The following is a 19145-nucleotide window of genomic DNA, read 5'->3' as shown; positions in this document are numbered from 1 at the left end:
AGGCGTAGCGCAAGTTAATGGCGGGCCTTGGCGCGGCTGCTGCCACCGCTGCGCTGGATGCGTGGCTTCACCAGCGAGATCGGCGCCGCTTGCACCTTGCCGCCCTTGGTGGCGCGGCGCACGGCCTTGGCGGCCCGTTCGGGACGGTCCGCTTCGAGCAGCATGGTGGCGCTGTCGGCAATTTCCTGGGTGATGTCGATGTTCATCGTGGCCGAGGTTTTCGGCACGAGGATGGTGGAACCGGCGCGCAGGCGCGTACGCTGGGGAATGTTATTCGCCTGGCGCAGCACGTCGGCCGTGGTGCCGAATTTCGAGGCCAGCGTTTCGATGCGTTCGCGCGCGTTGGTGATCTTGTGCGTGGTCCAGCTCGACAAGGCATGGCCCCATTGCGCCAGGTTGGTGGTGAACTTGGCGGCGTTTTCCTGCGGCAGCAAAATCTTGGTCTTCTCGCCGCCGATGATGACGGGGCGGTTAAATTGCGGATTCAAGGCCTTGAATTCATCCATCGACAGCTCGGCCAGCTGGGCGGCGACGGTGATGTCGATGTCGCTGGTCTTGTCGATGGCCGTGAAGTAGGGCTGGTTCTCGACCACGGGCAGGGTCAGGCCGAATTGCGCCGGATTGGCGATGATGTTCTTCACCGCTTGCAGCTTGGGCACGTAGTTGCGCGTCTCGGCTGGCATCAGGTCGGCCAGGCTTTCGAAATCGGTGGGTTTGCCCAGCGCCTGGTTTTTCTTGATGGCGCGCTGCACCGAGCCTTCGCCCCAGTTGTAGGCGGCCAGGGCCAGTTGCCAGTCGCCGAACATGTCATACAGGCGCTGCAAATACGTCAGGGCCGCATCGGTCGAGGTCAGCACGCCGCGGCGCTCGTCCTTGAACATGTTTTGCTTGAGGTTGAAATCGCGCCCCGTGGCGGGCACGAACTGCCACATGCCGGCCGCATTGGCGCTGGAGAACGCTTGCGGGTTGAAGGCGGACTCGATGAACGGCAGCAAGGCCAGTTCCGTCGGCATGCCGCGCTTTTCCAGTTCCTGCACCACGTGGAAGATATAGCGCGAGGCGCGCGCCGTGGTGCGGGCGATGTGGTCGGGGCGGGTGGCGTACCAGTTGACGTGGTTCGTCACCAGCTGGTTATTGATGTCGGGAATCGCATAGCCGCTGCGGATACGGCCCCAGACGTCGGCTTCGCGCAGCGGATCGGAACTGTCGCTGAGGTTTTTCAGCAGGCGGTCGGTCTTTTGCAGGCGGTTGTCGAGGGTGGGGAGTTTTGCCGTGACCTGGGCGGTCATCGGGATCAGGGCCGGTGTGGTGGCGGCGACTGGCGCGTTATCGCTCTCAACACCGGCTTCGTACGCCTGGCTGAGGGCGGGCGCAAGCGCCAGGACCAACGCCGCCAGGACGGTAGAGGTAAAGGAGTTTTCGTGCATAGAGTTCCATTGTTGTCGTCGGAGAAACATCGGACAGACCCATGATTCAGCAGCGAGTGTACGTATATCCACATGCCGGCGTCAAGAATTATGTCAGCATGATGACAGGAAATAAGCGGCAATAAGTGGAAAGCAGCTGATTTTCCATTCGCTAACGCTGTCATTATTGCAAATTTAATTTGCCCAATGCGTGGTTCGGCCGCTGTTATAGCATACATGGCCATGCTGCTGGCGCAAGCCTGGAACACGTCCAGTATGAGACTGCGCAAAGAATGCGTACAATTTGGCTTTGGCCGGCCATTTCGCCGCCACGTTACCGATAGAGAGCACCACATATATGAACACCGCGCCGCGTCACGACGACGACAATGCCGTCATCATCGCCAATACCGTTGCCTGGCTGGAAAAGGCCGTGATCGGCCTGAACCTGTGCCCGTTCGCCAAGGCAGTGCACGTCAAGAAGCAGATCCGTTACGTGGTGTGCGAGTCAAGCAATCCCGAGGATTTGTTGGCGCTGCTGATGGACGAGCTGCAAATCCTGGCCGACACCGATCCCGAGCAGATCGACACGACCTTGCTGATCCACCCGTACACCCTGAACGACTTCCTCGACTACAACGAGTTCCTCGACGTGGCCGACGCGGCCGTGGAAGACATGCACCTGGCCGGCGAACTGCAGGTGGCCAGTTTCCACCCGCACTACCAGTTCGCCGAGACGTTCGAGGATGACATCAGCAACTATACCAACCGCTCGCCGTACCCGACCTTGCATTTGCTGCGCGAAGACAGCATCGAGCGCGCCGTCGAGGCCTTCCCCGAAGCGTCCGGGATTTTCGACAAGAATATTGCCACATTGGAAAAACTGGGTGTCGAAGGCTGGGAAAAGCTCGGCTTGCCGAAGGTGTCCTGATGACTGACAAGCAATTGCCGCCGCGTCCCGATACGCCGTGCGTGGCCGTATGCTCGACCACATTCGATGACATCTGCCGCGGCTGCGGGCGCAGCGTAGTGGAAGTGGCCCACTGGGTGTCGATGACGGATGAAGAGAAGGAACTGGTGTGGGTGCGGATACTGGCGCAAGGGTATCCGCGCAGAAACACTTAAATATAGCGATAGCGACGCATAGAGCAGTATCCCCCCTATTGCGTCGACGCTTAAGCAAATCGTAGCGAGCGGCGATGATTTGTGGCCAAGAAGCGCAGCCGTACTCAGGTACGGCGAGCATCGCAGGCCGCAAAGCGCGCCGCGCAGTAGATTTGCTTATGCGTATCAGAAGCTGCCGATGAAGTCCTTCTTGCCCACTTCGATGCCATTGTGGCGCAGGATGTCGTACGCCGTCGTGGCGTGGAAGAAGAAATGCGGCAGCGCGTAGTGGAACAGATAGGTCTGGCCCGTGAAGTGCTTGGTCTTTTCGCCGCTGCCGGTGGTGATGGCGCGCGTTTCGCTGCCATCGATGTCCGCTTGCGGCAGGCTTTCCAGGAAGGCGATGGTTTTCACGATGCGCGCTTTCAGTTCGGCAAAGCTCTGCTCGCTGTCTTCATATGGCGGCACGGCTACGCCGGCCAGGCGCGCGCCGCAGCCCTTGGCGAAATCGGTGGCGATCTGGATCTGGCGCACGAACGGCAGCATGTCCGGGAATAAACGGAACTGCAGCAGGGCGTTCGGGTCGATTTTCTTGTCTTGCGCGTGCGTTTCCGCCTTGTCGAGGATGGCGGCCAGGCTGCCCAGGATCTGTTTGAAGACGGGAATCGATGCGCTATAGATGGAGAATGTCATGGTAGTTCCTCTAGGTGAAGTGGCGCGATGATAGCAAGCCGCGCACTTTTCTGCTGGCACTCACCGGGCGGGCCAGTCTGCGTGTGGTTTTTCTGGCCTGTCTATATGACATGACGTCGCTGCTGGCGTGTGTTTATTGGTGACTTTCTGCGCTTTTTCCATGCATAATTACTCTTGAAAAAGTTTCTTCCCGTCACATTCACCCGGATTCTCCCATAAAGTTCGATGATCGCTCGCCTGATCCCTGTTGCCCCGTTCCTGCATGTCTAACGCACCTTATCAACGCCTGCGTGCCAGCCTGGGTGCCCTGTACGGCTCGTCGATCTATGGCGCGCTGCTGCTGGTGGTGTTTGGCGGCCTGGTCATTCCCGCCATCATCGGCAGCTACCTGCTGGTGGGGGTGCACGAACGCCAGTCGGCGCGCACCAGCTTGAACGAAGCGCTGCAGCGCAATGCCGACATCCTGGCGCTGGGCATGCAAGAGTCCTTGTGGAACATGAATGCGGAATCGGCGCGGTCGCTGGTCGAGTCCGTGATGCGCGACCGCGCCGTGCTGCAAGTGACGGTGGTGGGGCAGGGCGATACGCAATTTATCAGCCTGCAGGCGCCACAGCGTCCCGTCGGCAATCTGTACCGCGCCGAGCGCGACATCCTCGTGCGCGGCGAGCGCATCGGCCGCGTGGTCGTCGAGATGGACGATGCGCGCAGCCAGCAGGAATTGCGCGAAAAGCAGGTGTCCTACATTTTCGTGCTGGGCGCGCAGCTGGCCGTGTCGATGGCGCTGATCGTGCTGTTCCTGAACCGCCGCCTGTTGAAACCGCTGCGCCGCCTGATGCGTTTTTCCGACCGCCTCTCGCATGGCGACTTCGACACGCACCTGGTGCCGGGCAGTAATGACGAGCTGGGGCGCCTCTCTGCCCAGCTCGAGCAGATGCGCGCGGCCATCCGCCAGCTGTTCGAGGACGTGGGTCAGCGCGAAGAACGCTTCCGCACCATCGTCACGCAAGTGCCGGGCGCCGTCTTCCGCTACCGGCCGGACGGGCCCATCGACTTCGTCAGCGAAGCGATCGAGGACATTGCCGGCTACCCGGCGCGCCAGTTCATGCGCGGCACGTCGCATGCCTGGGCCGACCTGATTTGCCCGGAAGACCGCCGCGCACACCGCCGCGCCGTCAAGCAGGCGGTGGCTGACGTGCTGCCGTACGCGCTGGAATACCGCATCGTCGACGCTTTCGGCACCGAGCGCTGGGTGGCCGAGAATGGCCAGCCGCAGGCGGGCGAGCATGGCGTGACCTGGGTCGACGGCATTATTGCCGACATCAGCCAGCGCAAGCACCACGAAATGCGCATCGAGGCGCTGCTGACCGAGCAAAGCGTCATCCTCGATAATGTGATGTTCGGCGTGATGTTCGTGCGCCACCGCCGCATCATTTCCGTCAACCGCCGCTGCGAAGAGCTGTTTGGCTATGATTCCGGTCAAATGATGGGCAATTCGACGGCCATCGTCTTCAGTTCCTCGTATGATTTCGAAGAGGCGGGCGAGCGCCAGTATCCAGCGCTGGCCAGCGGCGGCGATTTCAGCGAAGAGCGCCAGTACCAGCGCCGCGACGGCAGCCTGTTCTGGGCCCTGGTCAGCGGCAGCGCGCTCGATGCGCTGCGGCCCAACGAAGGCAGCATCTGGGTGTACGCCGATATCACGGCGCGCAAGGAAGCCGAGGAAAAGCTGCGCCTGTCGGCCACGGTGCTTGAATACATCGCCGATGGCGTGATGGTGGTCGACATGGACGGCATCATCGTCACCGTCAACCCTGCTTTCACACAGATCACGGGCTACAGCGAAGCCGAGGCGCTGGGCCGGCATGCGTCGCTGACACGCTCCGAACGCCACGACGCGGCGTTTTACACGGCCATGTGGGATGAGTTGACGGCCAACGGCTTCTGGCGCGGCGAGATCTGGAACCGGCGCCAGAACGGCGAGGTGTACCTGGAATGGCTGACCATCAGCGCCGTGCGCGACACGCGCGCGGCCACTACCCATTACGTGGGCGTGTTCAGCGACATTACCCTGATCAAGGAGTCGCAGGAAAAGCTCGACCACATGGCGCACCACGACCCGCTGACGGCGCTGCCGAACCGCCTGCTGTTCCACGACCGCCTGCAGCACGCGCTGCTGCGCGCCGCGCGCGACCAGGAACAACTGGCGATCCTGTTCATCGACCTGGACCGCTTCAAGAATGTCAACGATACCCTCGGCCACCACGTGGGCGACGAATTGCTGCAGAAAGTGGCGGGCCAGTTGGCGGCGCGCCTGCGTGAAGGCGACACGCTGGCGCGCCTGGGCGGCGATGAATTCATCGTGCTGCTCGAACGCATCGACGGCGAATTTGGCGCCACGCAGGTGGCCGAAAAGCTGATGACCATGTTCGACCAGCCATTCACGGTGGCCGGCCATGAATTGTTCGTCACCTGCAGCGTGGGCATCAGCCTGTATCCGGACGATGCACAAGATTTGAACATGCTGATCCGCAACGCCGACGTGGCCATGTACCAGGCCAAGGCGCGCGGGCGCAACGGCTACCGTTTCTACGCGCCGTCGATGACGGGCGAGGGCGTCGAGCGCCTGCGCCTGGAAACCTTTTTGCGCCGTTCGCTGGAAAAGAACGAGATGTTCCTCAATTACCAGCCGCAGGTGGAGATCGACACGGGCCGCCTGGTGGGCGTGGAGGCGCTGGTGCGCTGGAACCACCCGGAACTGGGCCTGGTGCCGCCAGTGCGCTTCATTCCTTTGGCCGAGGACAGCGGCTTCATCAACCAGCTGGGCAAATGGGTGCTCGACGAGGCTTGCCGCCAGATGATGCGCTGGCAGGCGCAGGGCTTGCGCGTGCCGAAGATGGCGGTCAATTTGTCGGCCAAGCAGTTCGAGCGCGGCAGCATCGCCGGCATGGTGGCCGACATCCTCAAGGAAACGGGGCTCGAACCGCAGCGCCTGCAGCTGGAAGTGACGGAATCGGTGATCATGAACACGGGCGACGCCCTGGGCTTCATCAATGACTTGCACGCCATCGGCGTGGGCCTGGCCATCGACGATTTCGGCACCGGTTATTCTTCGCTGGCGTATCTGAAGCAGTTGCCCGTGCAAACCTTGAAGATCGACCGCTCCTTCATCAAGGATATTTCGACCGACGTCAACGACGAGGCGATTGCGATTGCCATCATCGAGCTGGGCAAGAGCATGCATTTGTCGGTGATCGCCGAGGGCGTGGAGACGCAAGAGCAGGCCGCTTTCCTGCTGCGCCACGGCTGCAAGCTGGCGCAAGGCTATTTATATAGCCGCCCGGTGCTGGCACAGGATATGCTGGAGCGCTGGCTCGATGACTAAATACATCCAATAAAGGGAGATCCCATGAGCGGACAACACACCACGTCGCGCCGCCGTTTCCTGCTCGGCGGCCTCGGGCTGGGCGTGGCCGGCGTGGGCGCCCTGGTGCTGGGCTGGGGCGTGCTGCCGCCGCGCCAGCGCCTGAATGGCAGCGCGCCACTGCCCGTCGCCGAGGGTGCCGTGGCGCTGAACGGCTGGCTGGCCATTCAAACAGATGGCATGGTGGCCCTGGCCATGCCGCGCAGCGAAATGGGGCAGGGCGTGCACACGGCCCTGCCGATGCTGGTGGCCGAGGAACTCGACGTGCCCTTGAGCAGCGTCAAGCTGATACAGGCACCGATGGATAAAATCTTCGGCAACGTCGCCATGCTCAAGGATGGCTTGCCATTCCACCCGGACGACCAGGGCCGCCTGAAGGCGCTGGCGCAGTGGACGGTGGCCAAGGCGGCGCGCGAACTGGGCGTGATCGTCACCGGTGGTTCGTCGAGCGTGAAGGATGGCTGGCTTCCCATGCGCGAGGCGGGCGCTTCGGCGCGCGCCATGCTGGTGGGCGCCGCCGCCGCGCAGTGGCAGGTGCCGCACGCGCAGTGCCGCACGCACAATGGCGAAGTGATCCACCCGGACGGCCGGCGCGCCAGCTATGCCAGCCTGGCACAGCGCGCCGCCGGCATCGATCCGGGCAAGCCCGTGCTCAAGTTGCCGAAGGATTTCAAACTGATCGGCCAGCCGGCGCCGCGCCGCGACACGCCAGCCAAAGTCAATGGCAGCGCGCGTTTCGGCATCGATGCGCGCCCCCCCGGCATGCTGTACGCGGCCTTGCAGCTGCCGCCGAGCCTGGGCGACACGCTCGCTTCCTTCGATGCGGCGCCCGTGCTGGCGCTGCCCGGCGTAAGAAAAGTCGCGGACCTGACGGCGGCGTTGGGCCAGCGTGGCGCCTCTTGCGTCGCCGTGGTGGCCGATACGTACTGGCGCGCGAAGACGGCGGCCGCCGCCTTGGCCGTGCAATGGACGGGCGGGCCGCAGGCGGGGGTATCGAGCGCCGGCATCTACACCGAATTTGCCCGCCTGCTCGATACGGAATCGGGATTTACCTACTATTCCAGCGGCAAGGTCGATGCGCAGGCGAGCGGCGCGCAGCGCACGCTGACAGCCGAGTACCGCGCACCGTTCCTCGCGCACGCCGCCATGGAACCCGTCAACTGCACCGCCCAGGTGAAAAACGGCAAGGTGATGCTGTGGGTCTCCACGCAGGCGCCTGGCATCGCCGTCGACGTGGCGGCGAAAGTGGCCGGCGTCGATGCAAAGGATGTGGCGATCGAGGTACTGCTGCTCGGTGGCGGTTTCGGCCGCCGCCTGGAAGTCGATATGGTGGCGCAAGCGGTGGCCATCGCGCTGCAGTGCGACGGCGCACCCGTGCAGCTGGTGTGGACGCGCGAGCAGGACACAAAGCACGATATGTACCGTCCCGCCGCGCTGGCGCGTTTTGCCGCCCGCCTCGATGAGCATGGCCGCATCGCTTCCTGGGAGAATAAATCCGTCAGCGCCTCCATCACGCACCAGTTCTTGCAGCGCAATTTCGGCTTGCCTGGCATGGGGCCGGACAAGACCACGGCCGAGGGCGAATTCGACATGCCGTATGAGATCGCCCACCAGCGTATCGCCCACGTGATCGCCGACAGTGCCGTGCCCGTCGGTTACTGGCGCTCCGTCGGCCACTCGCACAACGCCTTCTTCAAGGAAAGTTTTATCGATGAACTGGCGCATGCGGCGGGGCAGGACAGTGTCGCGTTTCGCCGCGCCATGTTAGCTCAGCATCCGCGCCACCTGGCCGTGCTCGATGCAGCAGTCAGCAAGGCGGGCAGCGCGCCGCCCGGCCACGCGCATGGGGTGGCGCTGCACCAGTCGTTCGGCAGCATCGTGGCGCAAGTGGCGCAGGTGTCCGTGGAAAATGGCGAGATTCGCGTGCAGCGCGTGGTGTGCGCCATCGATTGCGGCATCGCCGTCAACCCGAACATCATCGCCCAGCAGGTGGAGTCGGCCGTGCTGTTTGGCCTGTCGGCGGCGCTGGGCGGCGAGATCACGTTCAAGCAAGGGAAAGCCCTGCAAAGCAATTTCCACGACTATCCCGTGCTGCGCATGGGCCAGGAACCCGTCGTCGAGACGATCATCATCGCCAGCGCCGAGCCGCCCGAAGGCGTGGGTGAGCCCGGCACGCCACCGATCGCGCCGGCCGTGGCCAACGCCGTGTTTATCCTGACGGGGAAACGGCTGCGCAGCCTGCCGCTGCGCCTGGCTTGATGTCGATCAAGATCAATATCAATATCAAGCGAGGGTAGCGGCCAGCAGGTTGCGTAGATTGCAATCGCGCTGCCAGTCGCGCCGTTCCTGCGTGCTGTTTGACAGCGCAGCCAGCTCTTCCTCGCTGAGCGCCTGCTGCGCCTGCACCATGCGGTGCGCCAGGCCGCCGTCGGGCAGCACGGTGCCAAAGAAGGCCACATGGTCTGCATGCTGGATCAGCAGGGTGGGGAAATTGTCGATGTCGAGGTCGCCCACGACGTCGGCCTGGTCTTCGATGTCGATCCAGACGAAGAGTGTGTCAGGGTGGCGCGCGGCCAGTTCCTCGAACGTGGCGCGGTAGGTGCCGCACGTGCCGCACCATAGCGCGCACAGGCAGGCCACGCTCCAGCGCGGGCCGGCCAGGGCTGCCGCGACGTCGCCGCGGTTATCGGAAGTGAGGGTCAGGCTGTGCATGGTTGTCTATATATTAGTAGGCGAATGGGCGTCCGGCGCCGATGCGCGTATTCTACCGCGCCCGGCCACGCCAGTCGCGGCAATGCAAGGGCTTGTTTAAACGTGTTTTTTGATGCAACAGCAGTTTCTAGTGGATAATGCTGGTAATTGCGCGCTGATTACGCTGGTCCATGCTGTTTCCTGGCCCCGCAGCCTGACTCCTCCAGTCTGTTTTCATGCCCTGCCCGGTGTCAGCGCAGCCCCGCCTTTGTTTATATTTTATTATGGAATTAGCCAGCTTATGTTGAGTTACCGCCACGCCTTTCACGCGGGTAATCACGCCGATGTGTTGAAGCATTATGTGCAGATTCAGTTGTTGCAATATCTGAATCAAAAAGATACCGCCTATAGTTATATCGATACCCACTCCGGCGCGGGCGTGTATGCGCTCGACGGTGGTTATGCCTCGAAAAATGCCGAGTACGAGACGGGCATCGCGCCCCTGTGGGACCGCAAGGACTTGCCGGCCTCGCTGGCCGAGTACATGAAGCTGATCAAGGAAATGAATCCGAGCGGCAAGATGCGCTACTACCCGGGTTCGCCGTACTGCGCCGACAAGGTCAGCCGCGAGCAAGACCGTCTGCGCCTGTTCGAGCTGCATCCAGCGGATGCAAAGATTCTGGCCGACAACTTCCGCAAGGTCGAGGCGCATGCGCTGGCCCAGGGCGAACGTCCGACCGTGCGCGGCAAGCGCGTCCTCATCACCCAGGCCGACGGCTTCCAGAGCCTGAAAGCCTTGCTGCCGCCGCCATCGCGCCGCGCGCTGGTGCTGATCGACCCGCCATATGAAGACAAGATGGATTACCGCAAGGTCAAGGACACCCTGGCCGACGCGCTCGTGCGCTTCCCGTCGGGCATCTACGCCGTCTGGTATCCGGTGCTGCAGCGCATGGAATCGCGCCAGTTCGCCGACAAGCTCAAGCAACTGCCGTCGACAGACTGGCTGCACGTGACGTTGACGGTGAATACGCCGTCGCCGGACGGTTTCGGTTTGCACAGCAGCGGCATGTTCATCCTGAACCCGCCGTACACGCTGGAGCCGATGTTGCGCGAAGTCATGCCTTATCTGGTCAAGGTGCTGGGCCGCGACGATGGCGCCAAGTTCGTGCTGGAAACGGGCAAGGGCGGTCAAAAGAATACCGGTACGCGCCGCGTGTAGTGGTGACACCTGAGCAAACCTGCTGCGCGTCGGTATAGGTGGCCTGCGATGCTCGCCGTACTTCAGTACGGTTGCGCTTCTCGGCCATCTCTCCCTTCCGCTCGCGACGGTTTTCTCAAGTGTTGTGACTGTATTGATGGAGCGCCACGGGTTAGATTCGTGGCGTTTGTCGTTAACGGGAAAGTTTACTGTCCCAGCAACAGGAACACGGTAGGCTTCTTGTGGAAATCGGGCGCCTTGCCGGCGGCCAATTGTTTCTTCCACTGCGCGCCATTCCACGTTTGCACGCTTTCCGTGTCCAGGCTGAGGTCGGTGGCGACGCAGATCAGGGTGGAGGGCGCGCATTGCGCCACCAGCGCTTCGAGCATGGTGGCGTTGCGGTAGGGTGTCTCGATGAACAGCTGGGTTTGCTTTTCATTGCGTGAACGCACTTCCAGCTCCTTGATGCGCTTGGCGCGCAGGGCTGCATCGGTGGGCAAGTAGCCGTTGAAGGCAAAGCTCTGGCCATTCAGGCCGCTGGCCATCACGGCCAGCAGAATCGACGACGGCCCCACCAGCGGGCGCACGCGAATAGAGTGCTGATGCGCCAGGCGCACCAGGTCGGCGCCGGGGTCGGCCACGGCCGGCACGCCCGCCTCCGAGACGAGGCCCGCGTCGCGCCCCGCCAGCAGTGGGGCCAGCAAGCCCGCCAGCGCTTGCGCCGGGGTATTCACGTTCAGTTCCGAGATGGTGATTTCCTGCAGCGGCTTGGCCAGCGGATGCTGGTTGCCGATCAATTTCAGGAAGGCGCGCGCCGTCTTGGCGTTTTCCGCGACGAAATAATCGAGTTGCGAAGTGATTTGCCGCACTTGTTCGGGAATGATGTGGGCCAGCGGGTCGTTTGGACTGTCGGACAGGCCGAGGTGGTTGGGGATCAGGTACAGGGTGCCGGTCATATTATTCTTGTCGAAATATTAAAAATTGAAAAACGCCACGCCGGCGCGGCGCAGCATGCCGGTCAGGGCGATCAGGGGCAAGCCGGTGAGGGCGGTCGGGTCGGTACTATCGATGCGATCGAGGAGGGCGATGCCCAGGCCCTCGTTCTTGGCGCTGCCGGCGCAGTCATACGGCTGCTCGATGCGCAGGTAGGCGTCCAGTTCGGCATCCGGCAAGTCGCGCACGGTGACCAGGGTCTGGATATCTTCCACTTGCGCCACGGCGGGCGACTTGCGCCCGTCGAGCAGGCACAGGGCCGTGTGGAACACGGTTTGGCGCCCGCGCATGGTTTGCAGTTGCAGCAGGGCGTTGGCGTGGTTGCCCGGCTTGCCGATCTGCGCGCCATCCAGCGTGGCGACCTGGTCGGAGCCGATGACGACGCTGCCAGGGAAGCGGTCGAGCACGGCTTGCGCCTTCGCTTGCGCCAGGCGCAGGGCCGTGGTGCTGGGGCTTTCACCGGGCAGGGGGCTTTCGTCCAGATCGGGCACGGCCACCTCGAAAGGCAGGCGCAGGCGTTCCAGCAGTTCTTTGCGGTAGGTCGAACTCGATGCAAGAATCAAGCGCAATGGGGCGGAAGTTGGTATCATTCGGTAGTAGTAGATGGTGGCCGGCATGGCCGCGCTGGTCGGTGTCAGTGGAATTTCACGCAAATTTCACGGCGTGGAATCCACAATTGAGGCTCCATGCGGCATGGCGGTGTTGATGAATTTGTTACTGCATTTGTCACTGCATTTATCACTGAGTTTGTCGCGTATCTGGCAATCAGCTTGCAATCAGCACGTCAAAAAAGATGCTAAGGCTTTGACTCGGCGCTAAAAACCCTGTTATTATCGCAGGTTTTCCGGGGAAATTTTCTACCAATGAATGCTTTTGTGATCGACGCCTTTGATTTTTGTCGTATCAGCGGGAGCCGCGAGGGTGTAACTCCTGTCGCTGAAATGACCCGGTTGACCAAGGATTGTGCAGATGCTTCCGGCGACATCGCCTGGAAGGTCGTCGGCGGCACCAGCAAGCTGGGCTACCCACAACTGACCTTGTCGGTCAACGGCACCGTTCAGCTGGTTTGCCAGCGCTGCCTGACCCCGTATGCTTACGCGATTGATTCAACGACTACTCTGATGCTGGGCAAGGATGACGAGCACGCAGACGAGATCGAAGACATCATCAACGATGAAACGATCGACGTGATCGTCGGCAGCCGCAGCATGGATGCCGCGGCCCTGATCGAAGATGAAGCCTTGCTGGCCCTGCCGCAGGTACCCAAACATGACGTCTGCCCCGATACGGCGCAGCTCGATGCTCTCAAGACTGAAAAGAAGTCGCCGTTTGCGGCCCTGAAAGACTTGAAGCCGGAATAAGTAGTAAATAGATGGGGACTCAAAAAACCGTAGCGAGCGGCCCGATATCGTCTTGAGTAGCGCAAGCGTACAAGAGTACGCCGAGCAACGCAGAGGCGATAGCGGGAAGCGCAGTAGGTTTTCGAGGCTCCTCAGTAAAGAACGTGTCAAACGCGTGTAGTAATCGAGTATGGCAAGTGTAGTAAAACGTAGCATGTAACAAACGATGTCGGTCCGGGCTATTTTCGGGTAGTCTTTGCCGCTGGGATACTCGATTCGCATGTATTTGCTAATCGAATGTGCTAAAATTTTAGAACTTATGTATTAGGAGTCATCATGGCAGTTCAACAGAACAAGAAAACCCCTTCCAAGCGCGGCATGCACCGTTCGCACGACTTCCTGGTCGCGCCGCAATTGAGCGTCGAGCCAGTTACCGGCGAAACACATCTGCGTCACCATATCAGCCCTAACGGCTTCTATCGTGGTCGTAAAGTGTTGAAGACCAAAAACGACGAGTAATCGACGTTTTTGTTGGGTAAGATGAAAGCGGTGTTGCGTGGTTATTCGGCGTGGCGCCGCTTCTTCTTTTTTATCGGCTGCAATTCATCTTGCACTCCGTCATTTTGAATCAAGCTTGCCAGAGCTGTAGTGACATGCGCCGCCTTGGTATGCTCCAGTCCGATTCACATCTTGCCGCAAGCCCTCAGCGGTACTGAATCAACACAAATGACAATCAAAATTTCTATCGACTGCATGGGCGGAGATCATGGTCCCTCAGTCACTATCCCTGCAGCAATTTCCTTCGTAAAACATGAGCCTGAAGCCGAACTGATCCTTGTTGGATTGGAAGACGTGATCCGTGCCGAACTGAAAAAGCATAAAGCTGACACGCATCCGCGCCTGTCGGTATTGCATGCCTCCGAACAAGTTACCATGGACGATCCCCTCGAAGTGGCCCTGCGCCGCAAGAAGGATTCCTCCATGCGCGTGGCCATTGAGCAGGTCAAGAGCGGCGTGGCGCAAGCCTCCGTTTCCGCCGGTAATACGGCAGCCCTGATGGCAGTGTCGCGCTATGTCCTCAAGACGATGTCGGGCGTCGACCGCCCGGCCATCTGCAGCATCTTGCCGAATCAAAAGAATGGCCCGACCTACATGCTGGACTTGGGTGCCAACGTCGATTGCGAACCGCATCACTTGCACCAGTTCGCCATCATGGGCTCCGTGCTCGTCTCGGCCATGGAAGGCATAGAACGCCCCACGATCGGCTTGCTGAACGTGGGCACGGAAGATATCAAGGGCAATGAAGTGGTGAAACTCACCGCCAAGCTGCTGCAGGCGGACCACGCGCGTGGCGCGCTGAACTTCTACGGCAACGTGGAAGGCAACGATATCTTCAAGGGCACCACCGATATCGTCGTGTGCGACGGTTTTGTCGGCAATGTCACCCTGAAGGCCATCGAAGGCCTGGCGCGCCTCATGAAAGACGTACTGACCACCGAATTCAAGCGCAATGCGCTGACCATGCTGGGCGCGCTGATCGCCCGCGGCGCCCTGAAAGCCATCGGCAACCGCCTCAATCCTTCGCGTTACAACGGCGCCAGCCTGCTGGGCTTGCGTGGCCTGGTCTTCAAGAGCCACGGCAGCGCGGATGCCTATTCGTTTGAATGGGCCTTGCGCCGCGCCTTTGATGCGGCAAAAAATGACGTGCAAGCGCACCTGGCCAGCCTGATCGCCGAGCTGATGCCGCGCACGCCAGCACCGGACGAACCTACATCAACAAGCTCTACCATTTAGTGGACGGGTAGCATGACTGTTTTTAGCAAAATCTACAGCAAAATTATCGGTACCGGCAGCTATTTGCCGGAGAAACGCGTCACCAACCAGGATTTGACGGAGCAGCTGGCCGCCAAGGGCATCGAGACCTCGGACGAGTGGATATTCTCGCGCAGCGGCATCTCGGCGCGCCATTACGCGGCGCCGTCGCAAAATTCCTCGGACCTGGGCGTGGAAGCGGCCAAAAAGGCCCTGGAAATGGCTGGTCTGGATGGCAACGACCTGGACCTGATCATCGTCGCCAGCTCGACCCCCGATTTCTTCGGCAGCTTCCCCAGCACCGCCTGCATCGTGCAAAACAAGCTGGGCATCACGAACAACTGCGCCGCCGTCGACGTGCAAGCGGTCTGCAGCGGTTTTGTATATGCAGTGGCCACCGCCGATAGTTTTATTCAATCGGGCATGCATAAGAACGTGCTGGTAATCGGCGCCGAAGTGTTTTCGCGCATCCTCAATTTCGAAGACCGCGGCACCTGCGTGCTGTTCGGCGACGGCGCCGGCGCCATCGTCATGACGGCGTCGACAGAGCCAGGCATCCTGGCGACCAAGCTGCACGCCGATGGCCGCCACTCGAACATCCTCAGCGTGCCGGGCAGCCTGGCCGGTGGCGCACTGGCTGGTAGCGCCTTCCTGTACATGGATGGCCCTGCCGTCTTCAAGCTGGCCGTGTCCGTGCTGGAAAAAGTGGCACATGAAGCGTTGGCCCACGCCAACATGACCGCGGACCAGATCGACTGGCTGATCCCGCACCAGGCGAATATCCGCATCATGAACAGCACGGCCAAGAAACTCGGCTTGCCTTTGGCAAAGATGGTCGTTACCGTCGACCAGCATGGCAACACTTCGGCCGCTTCGATCCCGCTGGCGCTCGACATCGCCGTGCGCGATGGCCGCGTCAAGAAGGGCGATAACGTCATGATGGAAGGCGTGGGCGGCGGCTTTACCTGGGGCGCCGTGCTGGCGCGCATGTAAACGAAACGCCGAAACGCCGAAACGCCGAAACGCGCAACAATATTAAAAAACGGAGTCGACATGACACAATTTGCATTTGTTTTCCCAGGCCAGGGCTCGCAAGCCATTGCGATGCTCGACGGTTTCGCTGGCAACCGCGTGGTGGCCGATACGCTGGCCGAAGCGTCGGACGCCCTGCAATTCGACCTGGGCAAGCTGATCGCCGAAGGTCCGAAGGAAGCGCTGGACCTGACCACCAATACCCAGCCCGTGATGCTGACGGCGGCCGTGGCCGTCTACCGCGCCTGGCTGGCAGCGGGCGGCACCGTGCCGGGCGTCGTTGCCGGCCATAGCCTGGGCGAATACTCGGCGCTGGTCGCCGCCGGCGTCATCGCGTTCAAGGACGCCGTGCCGCTGGTGCGTTTCCGCGCGCAAGCGATGCAGGAAGCCGTGCCGGTAGGGCAGGGCACGATGGCTGTCGTGCTGGGCCTGTCGGACGATGACGTGCGCGCCGCCTGTGTAGAAGCGGCAGCGGAAAACCCGGCCCTGGTGGTCGAGCCCGTCAATTTCAATGCGCCTGCGCAAGTGGTCATCGCCGGTCACACGGCGGCCGTCGAGCGCGCCTGCGAACTGGCCAAGGCCAAGGGCGCCAAGCGCGCCATGAAGCTGCCCGTTTCGGCGCCGTTCCACTCGTCGCTGCTGAAACCTGCATCGGACCGCCTGCGCGAGTACATGGCTGGCTTGACTTTCCTGGCGCCGCAAATCGCCCTGATCAACAACGTCGACGTGGCCATCGTCAACGATCCGGCCGGCATCAAGGATGCCCTGGTGCGCCAAGCCGCCAGCCCCGTGCGCTGGGTGGAAACCATGCAAAAGGTCGCCGCCGACGGCATCACGCAAGTGATCGAGTGCGGTCCGGGCAAGGTCCTGATGGGCCTGGCCAAGCGCATCGATCCGGTGCTGGTGGGCGACGCCATCGTCGACCAGGCTTCGTTGGAACGCATTTTGACGCAGCTCAAGTAAACAGAGGGCGGCAGCGAGGCTGCCGCGACCTTTCTTCAGTTAAGGACATTCATGAATTTAGTAAATCAAGTCGTGCTGGTCACGGGCGCCTCGCGCGGCATCGGCCGCGCCATCGCCACCGAACTGGGCAAACAGGGCGCCACCGTAGTCGGCACCGCCACCTCGGAAGCGGGCGCGCAAGCCATCACTGACTATCTGGCCACCGCCGGCGTGGCCGGCAAGGGCCTGGTCCTGAACGTGACCGATGCGGCGCGCTGCACGGCCGTCGTCGACGAAGTGCAGAAAACCTACGGCAGCCTGTCGATCCTGGTCAACAATGCGGGCATCACGCAAGACCAGCTGGCCATGCGCATGAAGGATGAAGAGTGGGACAGCGTGATCCTGACGAACCTGTCGGCCGTCGGCCGTTTGTCGCGCGCCGTATTGCGTGGCATGATGAAAGCCAAGGCTGGGCGTATCATTAATATCACGTCGGTGGTCGCCTCGTCGGGCAACCCTGGCCAGATGAATTACGCGGCGGCCAAGGCCGGCGTGGAAGGCATGAGCCGTGCACTGGCGCGCGAAATCGGCAGCCGCAACATTACCGTGAACTGCATCGCGCCAGGTTTTATCGATACCGACATGACCAAGTCGCTGAGCGAAGAGCAGCACGCGGCCCTGTTGACGCAAATTCCCCTGTCCCGCCTGGGCAAGCCGGAAGATGTAGCCGCCGCCGTGGCCTTTCTGGCCTCGCCGCAAGCGGCCTATATCACGGGCACGACCCTGCACGTGAATGGCGGAATGTACATGAATTGATGTGAAAGCTGGACGGGGGCGGCCACCATGGCATGATTCAATGGCCGTTTTTGTCTATAATCGCATCTTTTAGCAGCAGCTTCGGCCGAATTAGCAGCAGACGCCGAAATTAGTATTCGGACGCGCAAACCTGATAAAATGCGCGCACTTTCCGTAACACACACTTTGGAGCAATAACATGTCGGATATCGAACAACGCGTTAAGAAAATCGTCGCTGAGCAACTGGGCGTTGCAGAAGCAGACATCAAAATCGAATCCTCCTTCGTCGACGATCTCGGCGCCGATTCCCTGGACACCGTGGAACTGGTCATGGCCCTGGAAGACGAATTCGAAATGGAAATCCCTGACGAACAAGCTGAAAAAATCACCACCGTGCAACAGGCGATCGACTACGCCACTGCACACGTCAAGGCCTAAGCCTGTCTGACCGACTTCAGGAGAATCGCTTGAGCCGTTCTAAAAACCGTCGTGTTGTTGTCACCGGCCTGGGCTGCGTTTCACCTGTCGGCAATACTATTGCCGAGGCGTGGGGCGCAATCGTTGAAGGTAAATCCGGCATCGCCACGATTACCAAGTTTGATGCACTGCCATTCACCACGCATTTTGCCGGTGAAGTCAAAGGTTTCAATATCGAAGATTACATCTCCGGTAAGGAAGCCCGCCACATGGATACCTTTATCCATTACGGCATGGCTGCGGGCATCCAGGCGATCCAGGACTCCGGTCTGGAAGTGACCGAAGAAAACGCCGAGCGTATCGGTGTCATCATCGGTTCCGGTATCGGTGGCTTGCCGCTGATCGAGGAAACCAAGTCCGAGTACGAAAAGCGCGGTCCGCGCCGTATCTCGCCATTTTTCGTGCCTGCCTCGATCATTAACATGATCTCTGGCAACCTTTCGATCAAATATGGTCTGAAGGGCCCGAACCTGGCGATCGTGACGGCGTGTACTACCGGTTTGCACAGCATCGGTGCTGCAGCACGCATGATCGAGTACGGCGATGCCGACGTCATGATTGCCGGCGGTGCTGAATCGACCGTGTCGCCGCTGGGCCTGGGCGGTTTCGCCTCGGCACGCGCCTTGTCGACCCGCAACGACGATCCGGCAACGGCATCGCGTCCGTGGGATACCGACCGCGACGGCTTCGTGCTGGGCGAGGGCGCTGGTGTCATGGTGCTGGAAGAGTACGAGCACGCGGTCGCCCGTGGTGCCAAGATCTATGCCGAAGTGCATGGTTTCGGGATGAGCGCAGATGCTTATCACATGACCTCGCCGCTGGAAGATGGTAGCGGCGGCAGCAAATCGGTGATCGCGGCCCTCAACAACGCAGGCTTGAACCCGGATCAGATTCAGTACCTGAACGCGCACGGTACGTCGACCCCGCAAGGCGACATGGCCGAAGTGATGGGCATCAAGCGCACCTTCGGCGAGCACGCCAAGAACCTGGTCGTCAACTCGACCAAGTCGATGACGGGCCATTTGCTGGGCGGCGCGGGCGGTCTGGAAGCAGTGTTTACGGTCCTGGCAATACACCATCAGGTGTCGCCACCGACCATCAACATCTTCAACCAGGATCCGGCTTGCGATCTCGATTTCTGTGCCAACACGGCGCGTGAAATGAAGATCGATTATGCAGTGAAGAATTCGTTCGGCTTCGGCGGAACGAATGGCACGCTGATTTTCGGTAAAGCGAAATAAGT

The 19145-nt window shown here is 61.1% G+C and carries 18 protein-coding genes; 13 read left to right on the top strand and 5 right to left on the bottom strand.

Going from position 1 to position 19145, the window contains the following annotated elements; translation table 11 throughout:
- Positions 1–14 precede the first annotated feature (14 nt).
- Entirely contained in the window at positions 15–1427 is a 1413-nt protein-coding gene (locus tag ACQ4W6_RS13745) for a transglycosylase SLT domain-containing protein (RefSeq protein WP_436567728.1), read from the bottom strand.
- 337 nt (positions 1428–1764) lie between these two features.
- On the opposite strand from ACQ4W6_RS13745, the gene ACQ4W6_RS13740 reads away from it, so the two are divergent.
- Positions 1765–2337, top strand: coding sequence for a DUF1415 domain-containing protein (locus ACQ4W6_RS13740; protein ID WP_436567727.1), 573 nt, complete (start codon positions 1765–1767; stop codon positions 2335–2337).
- Positions 2337–2531 carry a DUF1289 domain-containing protein gene (locus ACQ4W6_RS13735; RefSeq protein ID WP_436567726.1) on the top strand — a complete coding sequence of 65 codons (195 nt, stop codon included), beginning with the start codon at positions 2337–2339 and terminating at the stop codon, positions 2529–2531. Before ACQ4W6_RS13740 ends, ACQ4W6_RS13735 begins: the two co-directional genes overlap by 1 nt.
- A 165-nt stretch (positions 2532–2696) precedes the next feature.
- Here ACQ4W6_RS13735 and ACQ4W6_RS13730 read toward each other — a convergent pair whose 3' ends face one another.
- Entirely contained in the window at positions 2697–3203 is a 507-nt protein-coding gene (locus ACQ4W6_RS13730) for a DUF1993 domain-containing protein (protein ID WP_071322895.1), read from the bottom strand.
- Between the two features lie 262 nt (positions 3204–3465).
- On the opposite strand from ACQ4W6_RS13730, the gene ACQ4W6_RS13725 reads away from it, so the two are divergent.
- Together ACQ4W6_RS13725 and ACQ4W6_RS13720 are read left to right on the top strand one after the other, a co-directional pair.
- Entirely contained in the window at positions 3466–6582 is a 3117-nt protein-coding gene (locus ACQ4W6_RS13725) for an EAL domain-containing protein (RefSeq protein ID WP_436567725.1), read from the top strand.
- Positions 6583–6606: 24 nt separating this feature from the next.
- Positions 6607–8880, top strand: coding sequence for a xanthine dehydrogenase family protein molybdopterin-binding subunit (locus ACQ4W6_RS13720; protein WP_436567724.1), 2274 nt, complete (start codon positions 6607–6609; stop codon positions 8878–8880).
- A 24-nt stretch (positions 8881–8904) separates the two neighbouring features.
- Here the strand turns inward: ACQ4W6_RS13720 and ACQ4W6_RS13715 are convergent, their stop codons facing one another.
- The gene (locus ACQ4W6_RS13715) at positions 8905–9333 is read right to left on the bottom strand and encodes a thioredoxin family protein (protein WP_436567723.1); all 429 of its coding nucleotides are present in this window, start codon (positions 9331–9333) and stop codon (positions 8905–8907) included.
- A gap of 280 nt (positions 9334–9613) precedes the next feature.
- Here ACQ4W6_RS13715 and ACQ4W6_RS13710 point away from each other — a divergent pair, with 280 nt between their 5' ends.
- Positions 9614–10531 carry a 23S rRNA (adenine(2030)-N(6))-methyltransferase RlmJ gene (locus ACQ4W6_RS13710; RefSeq protein ID WP_436567722.1) on the top strand — a complete coding sequence of 306 codons (918 nt, stop codon included), beginning with the start codon at positions 9614–9616 and terminating at the stop codon, positions 10529–10531.
- Positions 10532–10716: 185 nt separating this feature from the next.
- On the opposite strand, the gene ACQ4W6_RS13705 is transcribed toward ACQ4W6_RS13710, so the two are convergent.
- On the bottom strand, positions 10717–11466 hold the full coding sequence (locus tag ACQ4W6_RS13705; RefSeq protein ID WP_436567721.1) for an SAM-dependent methyltransferase: 750 nt from the start codon (positions 11464–11466) through the stop codon (positions 10717–10719).
- Positions 11467–11484: 18 nt separating this feature from the next.
- Positions 11485–12093 carry a Maf-like protein gene (locus ACQ4W6_RS13700; protein ID WP_436567791.1) on the bottom strand — a complete coding sequence of 203 codons (609 nt, stop codon included), beginning with the start codon at positions 12091–12093 and terminating at the stop codon, positions 11485–11487.
- A gap of 273 nt (positions 12094–12366) precedes the next feature.
- Between ACQ4W6_RS13700 and ACQ4W6_RS13695 the strand changes: the two genes are divergently transcribed.
- The 8 genes from ACQ4W6_RS13695 to fabF all read left to right on the top strand — a co-directional run bounded on the left by ACQ4W6_RS13695 (position 12367) and on the right by fabF (position 19143).
- Entirely contained in the window at positions 12367–12864 is a 498-nt protein-coding gene (locus ACQ4W6_RS13695) for a YceD family protein (RefSeq protein ID WP_436567720.1), read from the top strand.
- Between the two features lie 315 nt (positions 12865–13179).
- Positions 13180–13362 (top strand): 50S ribosomal protein L32, encoded by a 183-nt coding sequence (gene rpmF / locus ACQ4W6_RS13690; RefSeq protein ID WP_010399517.1) that lies wholly within the window; start codon positions 13180–13182, stop codon positions 13360–13362.
- Between the two features lie 207 nt (positions 13363–13569).
- Complete coding sequence (plsX, locus tag ACQ4W6_RS13685; protein ID WP_436567719.1) at positions 13570–14637, top strand: phosphate acyltransferase PlsX; 1068 nt, start codon at positions 13570–13572, stop codon at positions 14635–14637.
- 12 nt (positions 14638–14649) lie between these two features.
- Positions 14650–15648 carry a beta-ketoacyl-ACP synthase III gene (locus ACQ4W6_RS13680; protein ID WP_436567718.1) on the top strand — a complete coding sequence of 333 codons (999 nt, stop codon included), beginning with the start codon at positions 14650–14652 and terminating at the stop codon, positions 15646–15648.
- Positions 15649–15708: 60 nt separating this feature from the next.
- Positions 15709–16650 (top strand): ACP S-malonyltransferase, encoded by a 942-nt coding sequence (fabD, locus tag ACQ4W6_RS13675; protein ID WP_436567717.1) that lies wholly within the window; start codon positions 15709–15711, stop codon positions 16648–16650.
- 51 nt (positions 16651–16701) lie between these two features.
- Entirely contained in the window at positions 16702–17445 is a 744-nt protein-coding gene (gene fabG / locus ACQ4W6_RS13670; RefSeq protein WP_436567716.1) for a 3-oxoacyl-ACP reductase FabG, read from the top strand.
- A 178-nt stretch (positions 17446–17623) separates the two neighbouring features.
- Positions 17624–17863 (top strand): acyl carrier protein, encoded by a 240-nt coding sequence (acpP, locus tag ACQ4W6_RS13665; RefSeq protein ID WP_008449912.1) that lies wholly within the window; start codon positions 17624–17626, stop codon positions 17861–17863.
- A 29-nt stretch (positions 17864–17892) separates the two neighbouring features.
- Positions 17893–19143 (top strand): beta-ketoacyl-ACP synthase II, encoded by a 1251-nt coding sequence (gene fabF, locus ACQ4W6_RS13660; protein ID WP_436567715.1) that lies wholly within the window; start codon positions 17893–17895, stop codon positions 19141–19143.
- Positions 19144–19145: the final 2 nt, after the last annotated feature.

The organism is Janthinobacterium woesei (genome assembly GCF_051380875.1).
GTDB lineage: Bacteria > Pseudomonadota > Gammaproteobacteria > Burkholderiales > Burkholderiaceae_D > Janthinobacterium.
The sequence above is the reverse complement of the archived record's forward strand: the minus strand, read 5'-3'. Positions and strand labels throughout refer to the sequence as shown.

Excerpts from the sequence above, each read along its gene's own strand:
- ACQ4W6_RS13745 (WP_436567728.1), bottom strand. The coding sequence starts at position 1,427 with ATGCACGAAAACTCCTTTACCTCTACCGTCCTGGCGGCGTTGGTCCTG.
- ACQ4W6_RS13740 (WP_436567727.1), top strand. The coding sequence starts at position 1,765 with ATGAACACCGCGCCGCGTCACGACGACGACAATGCCGTCATCATCGCC.
- ACQ4W6_RS13735 (WP_436567726.1), top strand. The coding sequence starts at position 2,337 with ATGACTGACAAGCAATTGCCGCCGCGTCCCGATACGCCGTGCGTGGCC.
- ACQ4W6_RS13730 (WP_071322895.1), bottom strand. The coding sequence starts at position 3,203 with ATGACATTCTCCATCTATAGCGCATCGATTCCCGTCTTCAAACAGATC.
- ACQ4W6_RS13725 (WP_436567725.1), top strand. The coding sequence starts at position 3,466 with ATGTCTAACGCACCTTATCAACGCCTGCGTGCCAGCCTGGGTGCCCTG.
- ACQ4W6_RS13720 (WP_436567724.1), top strand. The coding sequence starts at position 6,607 with ATGAGCGGACAACACACCACGTCGCGCCGCCGTTTCCTGCTCGGCGGC.
- ACQ4W6_RS13715 (WP_436567723.1), bottom strand. The coding sequence starts at position 9,333 with ATGCACAGCCTGACCCTCACTTCCGATAACCGCGGCGACGTCGCGGCA.
- ACQ4W6_RS13710 (WP_436567722.1), top strand. The coding sequence starts at position 9,614 with ATGTTGAGTTACCGCCACGCCTTTCACGCGGGTAATCACGCCGATGTG.
- ACQ4W6_RS13705 (WP_436567721.1), bottom strand. The coding sequence starts at position 11,466 with ATGACCGGCACCCTGTACCTGATCCCCAACCACCTCGGCCTGTCCGAC.
- ACQ4W6_RS13700 (WP_436567791.1), bottom strand. The coding sequence starts at position 12,093 with ATGATACCAACTTCCGCCCCATTGCGCTTGATTCTTGCATCGAGTTCG.
- ACQ4W6_RS13695 (WP_436567720.1), top strand. The coding sequence starts at position 12,367 with ATGAATGCTTTTGTGATCGACGCCTTTGATTTTTGTCGTATCAGCGGG.
- rpmF (WP_010399517.1), top strand. The coding sequence starts at position 13,180 with ATGGCAGTTCAACAGAACAAGAAAACCCCTTCCAAGCGCGGCATGCAC.
- plsX (WP_436567719.1), top strand. The coding sequence starts at position 13,570 with ATGACAATCAAAATTTCTATCGACTGCATGGGCGGAGATCATGGTCCC.
- ACQ4W6_RS13680 (WP_436567718.1), top strand. The coding sequence starts at position 14,650 with ATGACTGTTTTTAGCAAAATCTACAGCAAAATTATCGGTACCGGCAGC.
- fabD (WP_436567717.1), top strand. The coding sequence starts at position 15,709 with ATGACACAATTTGCATTTGTTTTCCCAGGCCAGGGCTCGCAAGCCATT.
- fabG (WP_436567716.1), top strand. The coding sequence starts at position 16,702 with ATGAATTTAGTAAATCAAGTCGTGCTGGTCACGGGCGCCTCGCGCGGC.
- acpP (WP_008449912.1), top strand. The coding sequence starts at position 17,624 with ATGTCGGATATCGAACAACGCGTTAAGAAAATCGTCGCTGAGCAACTG.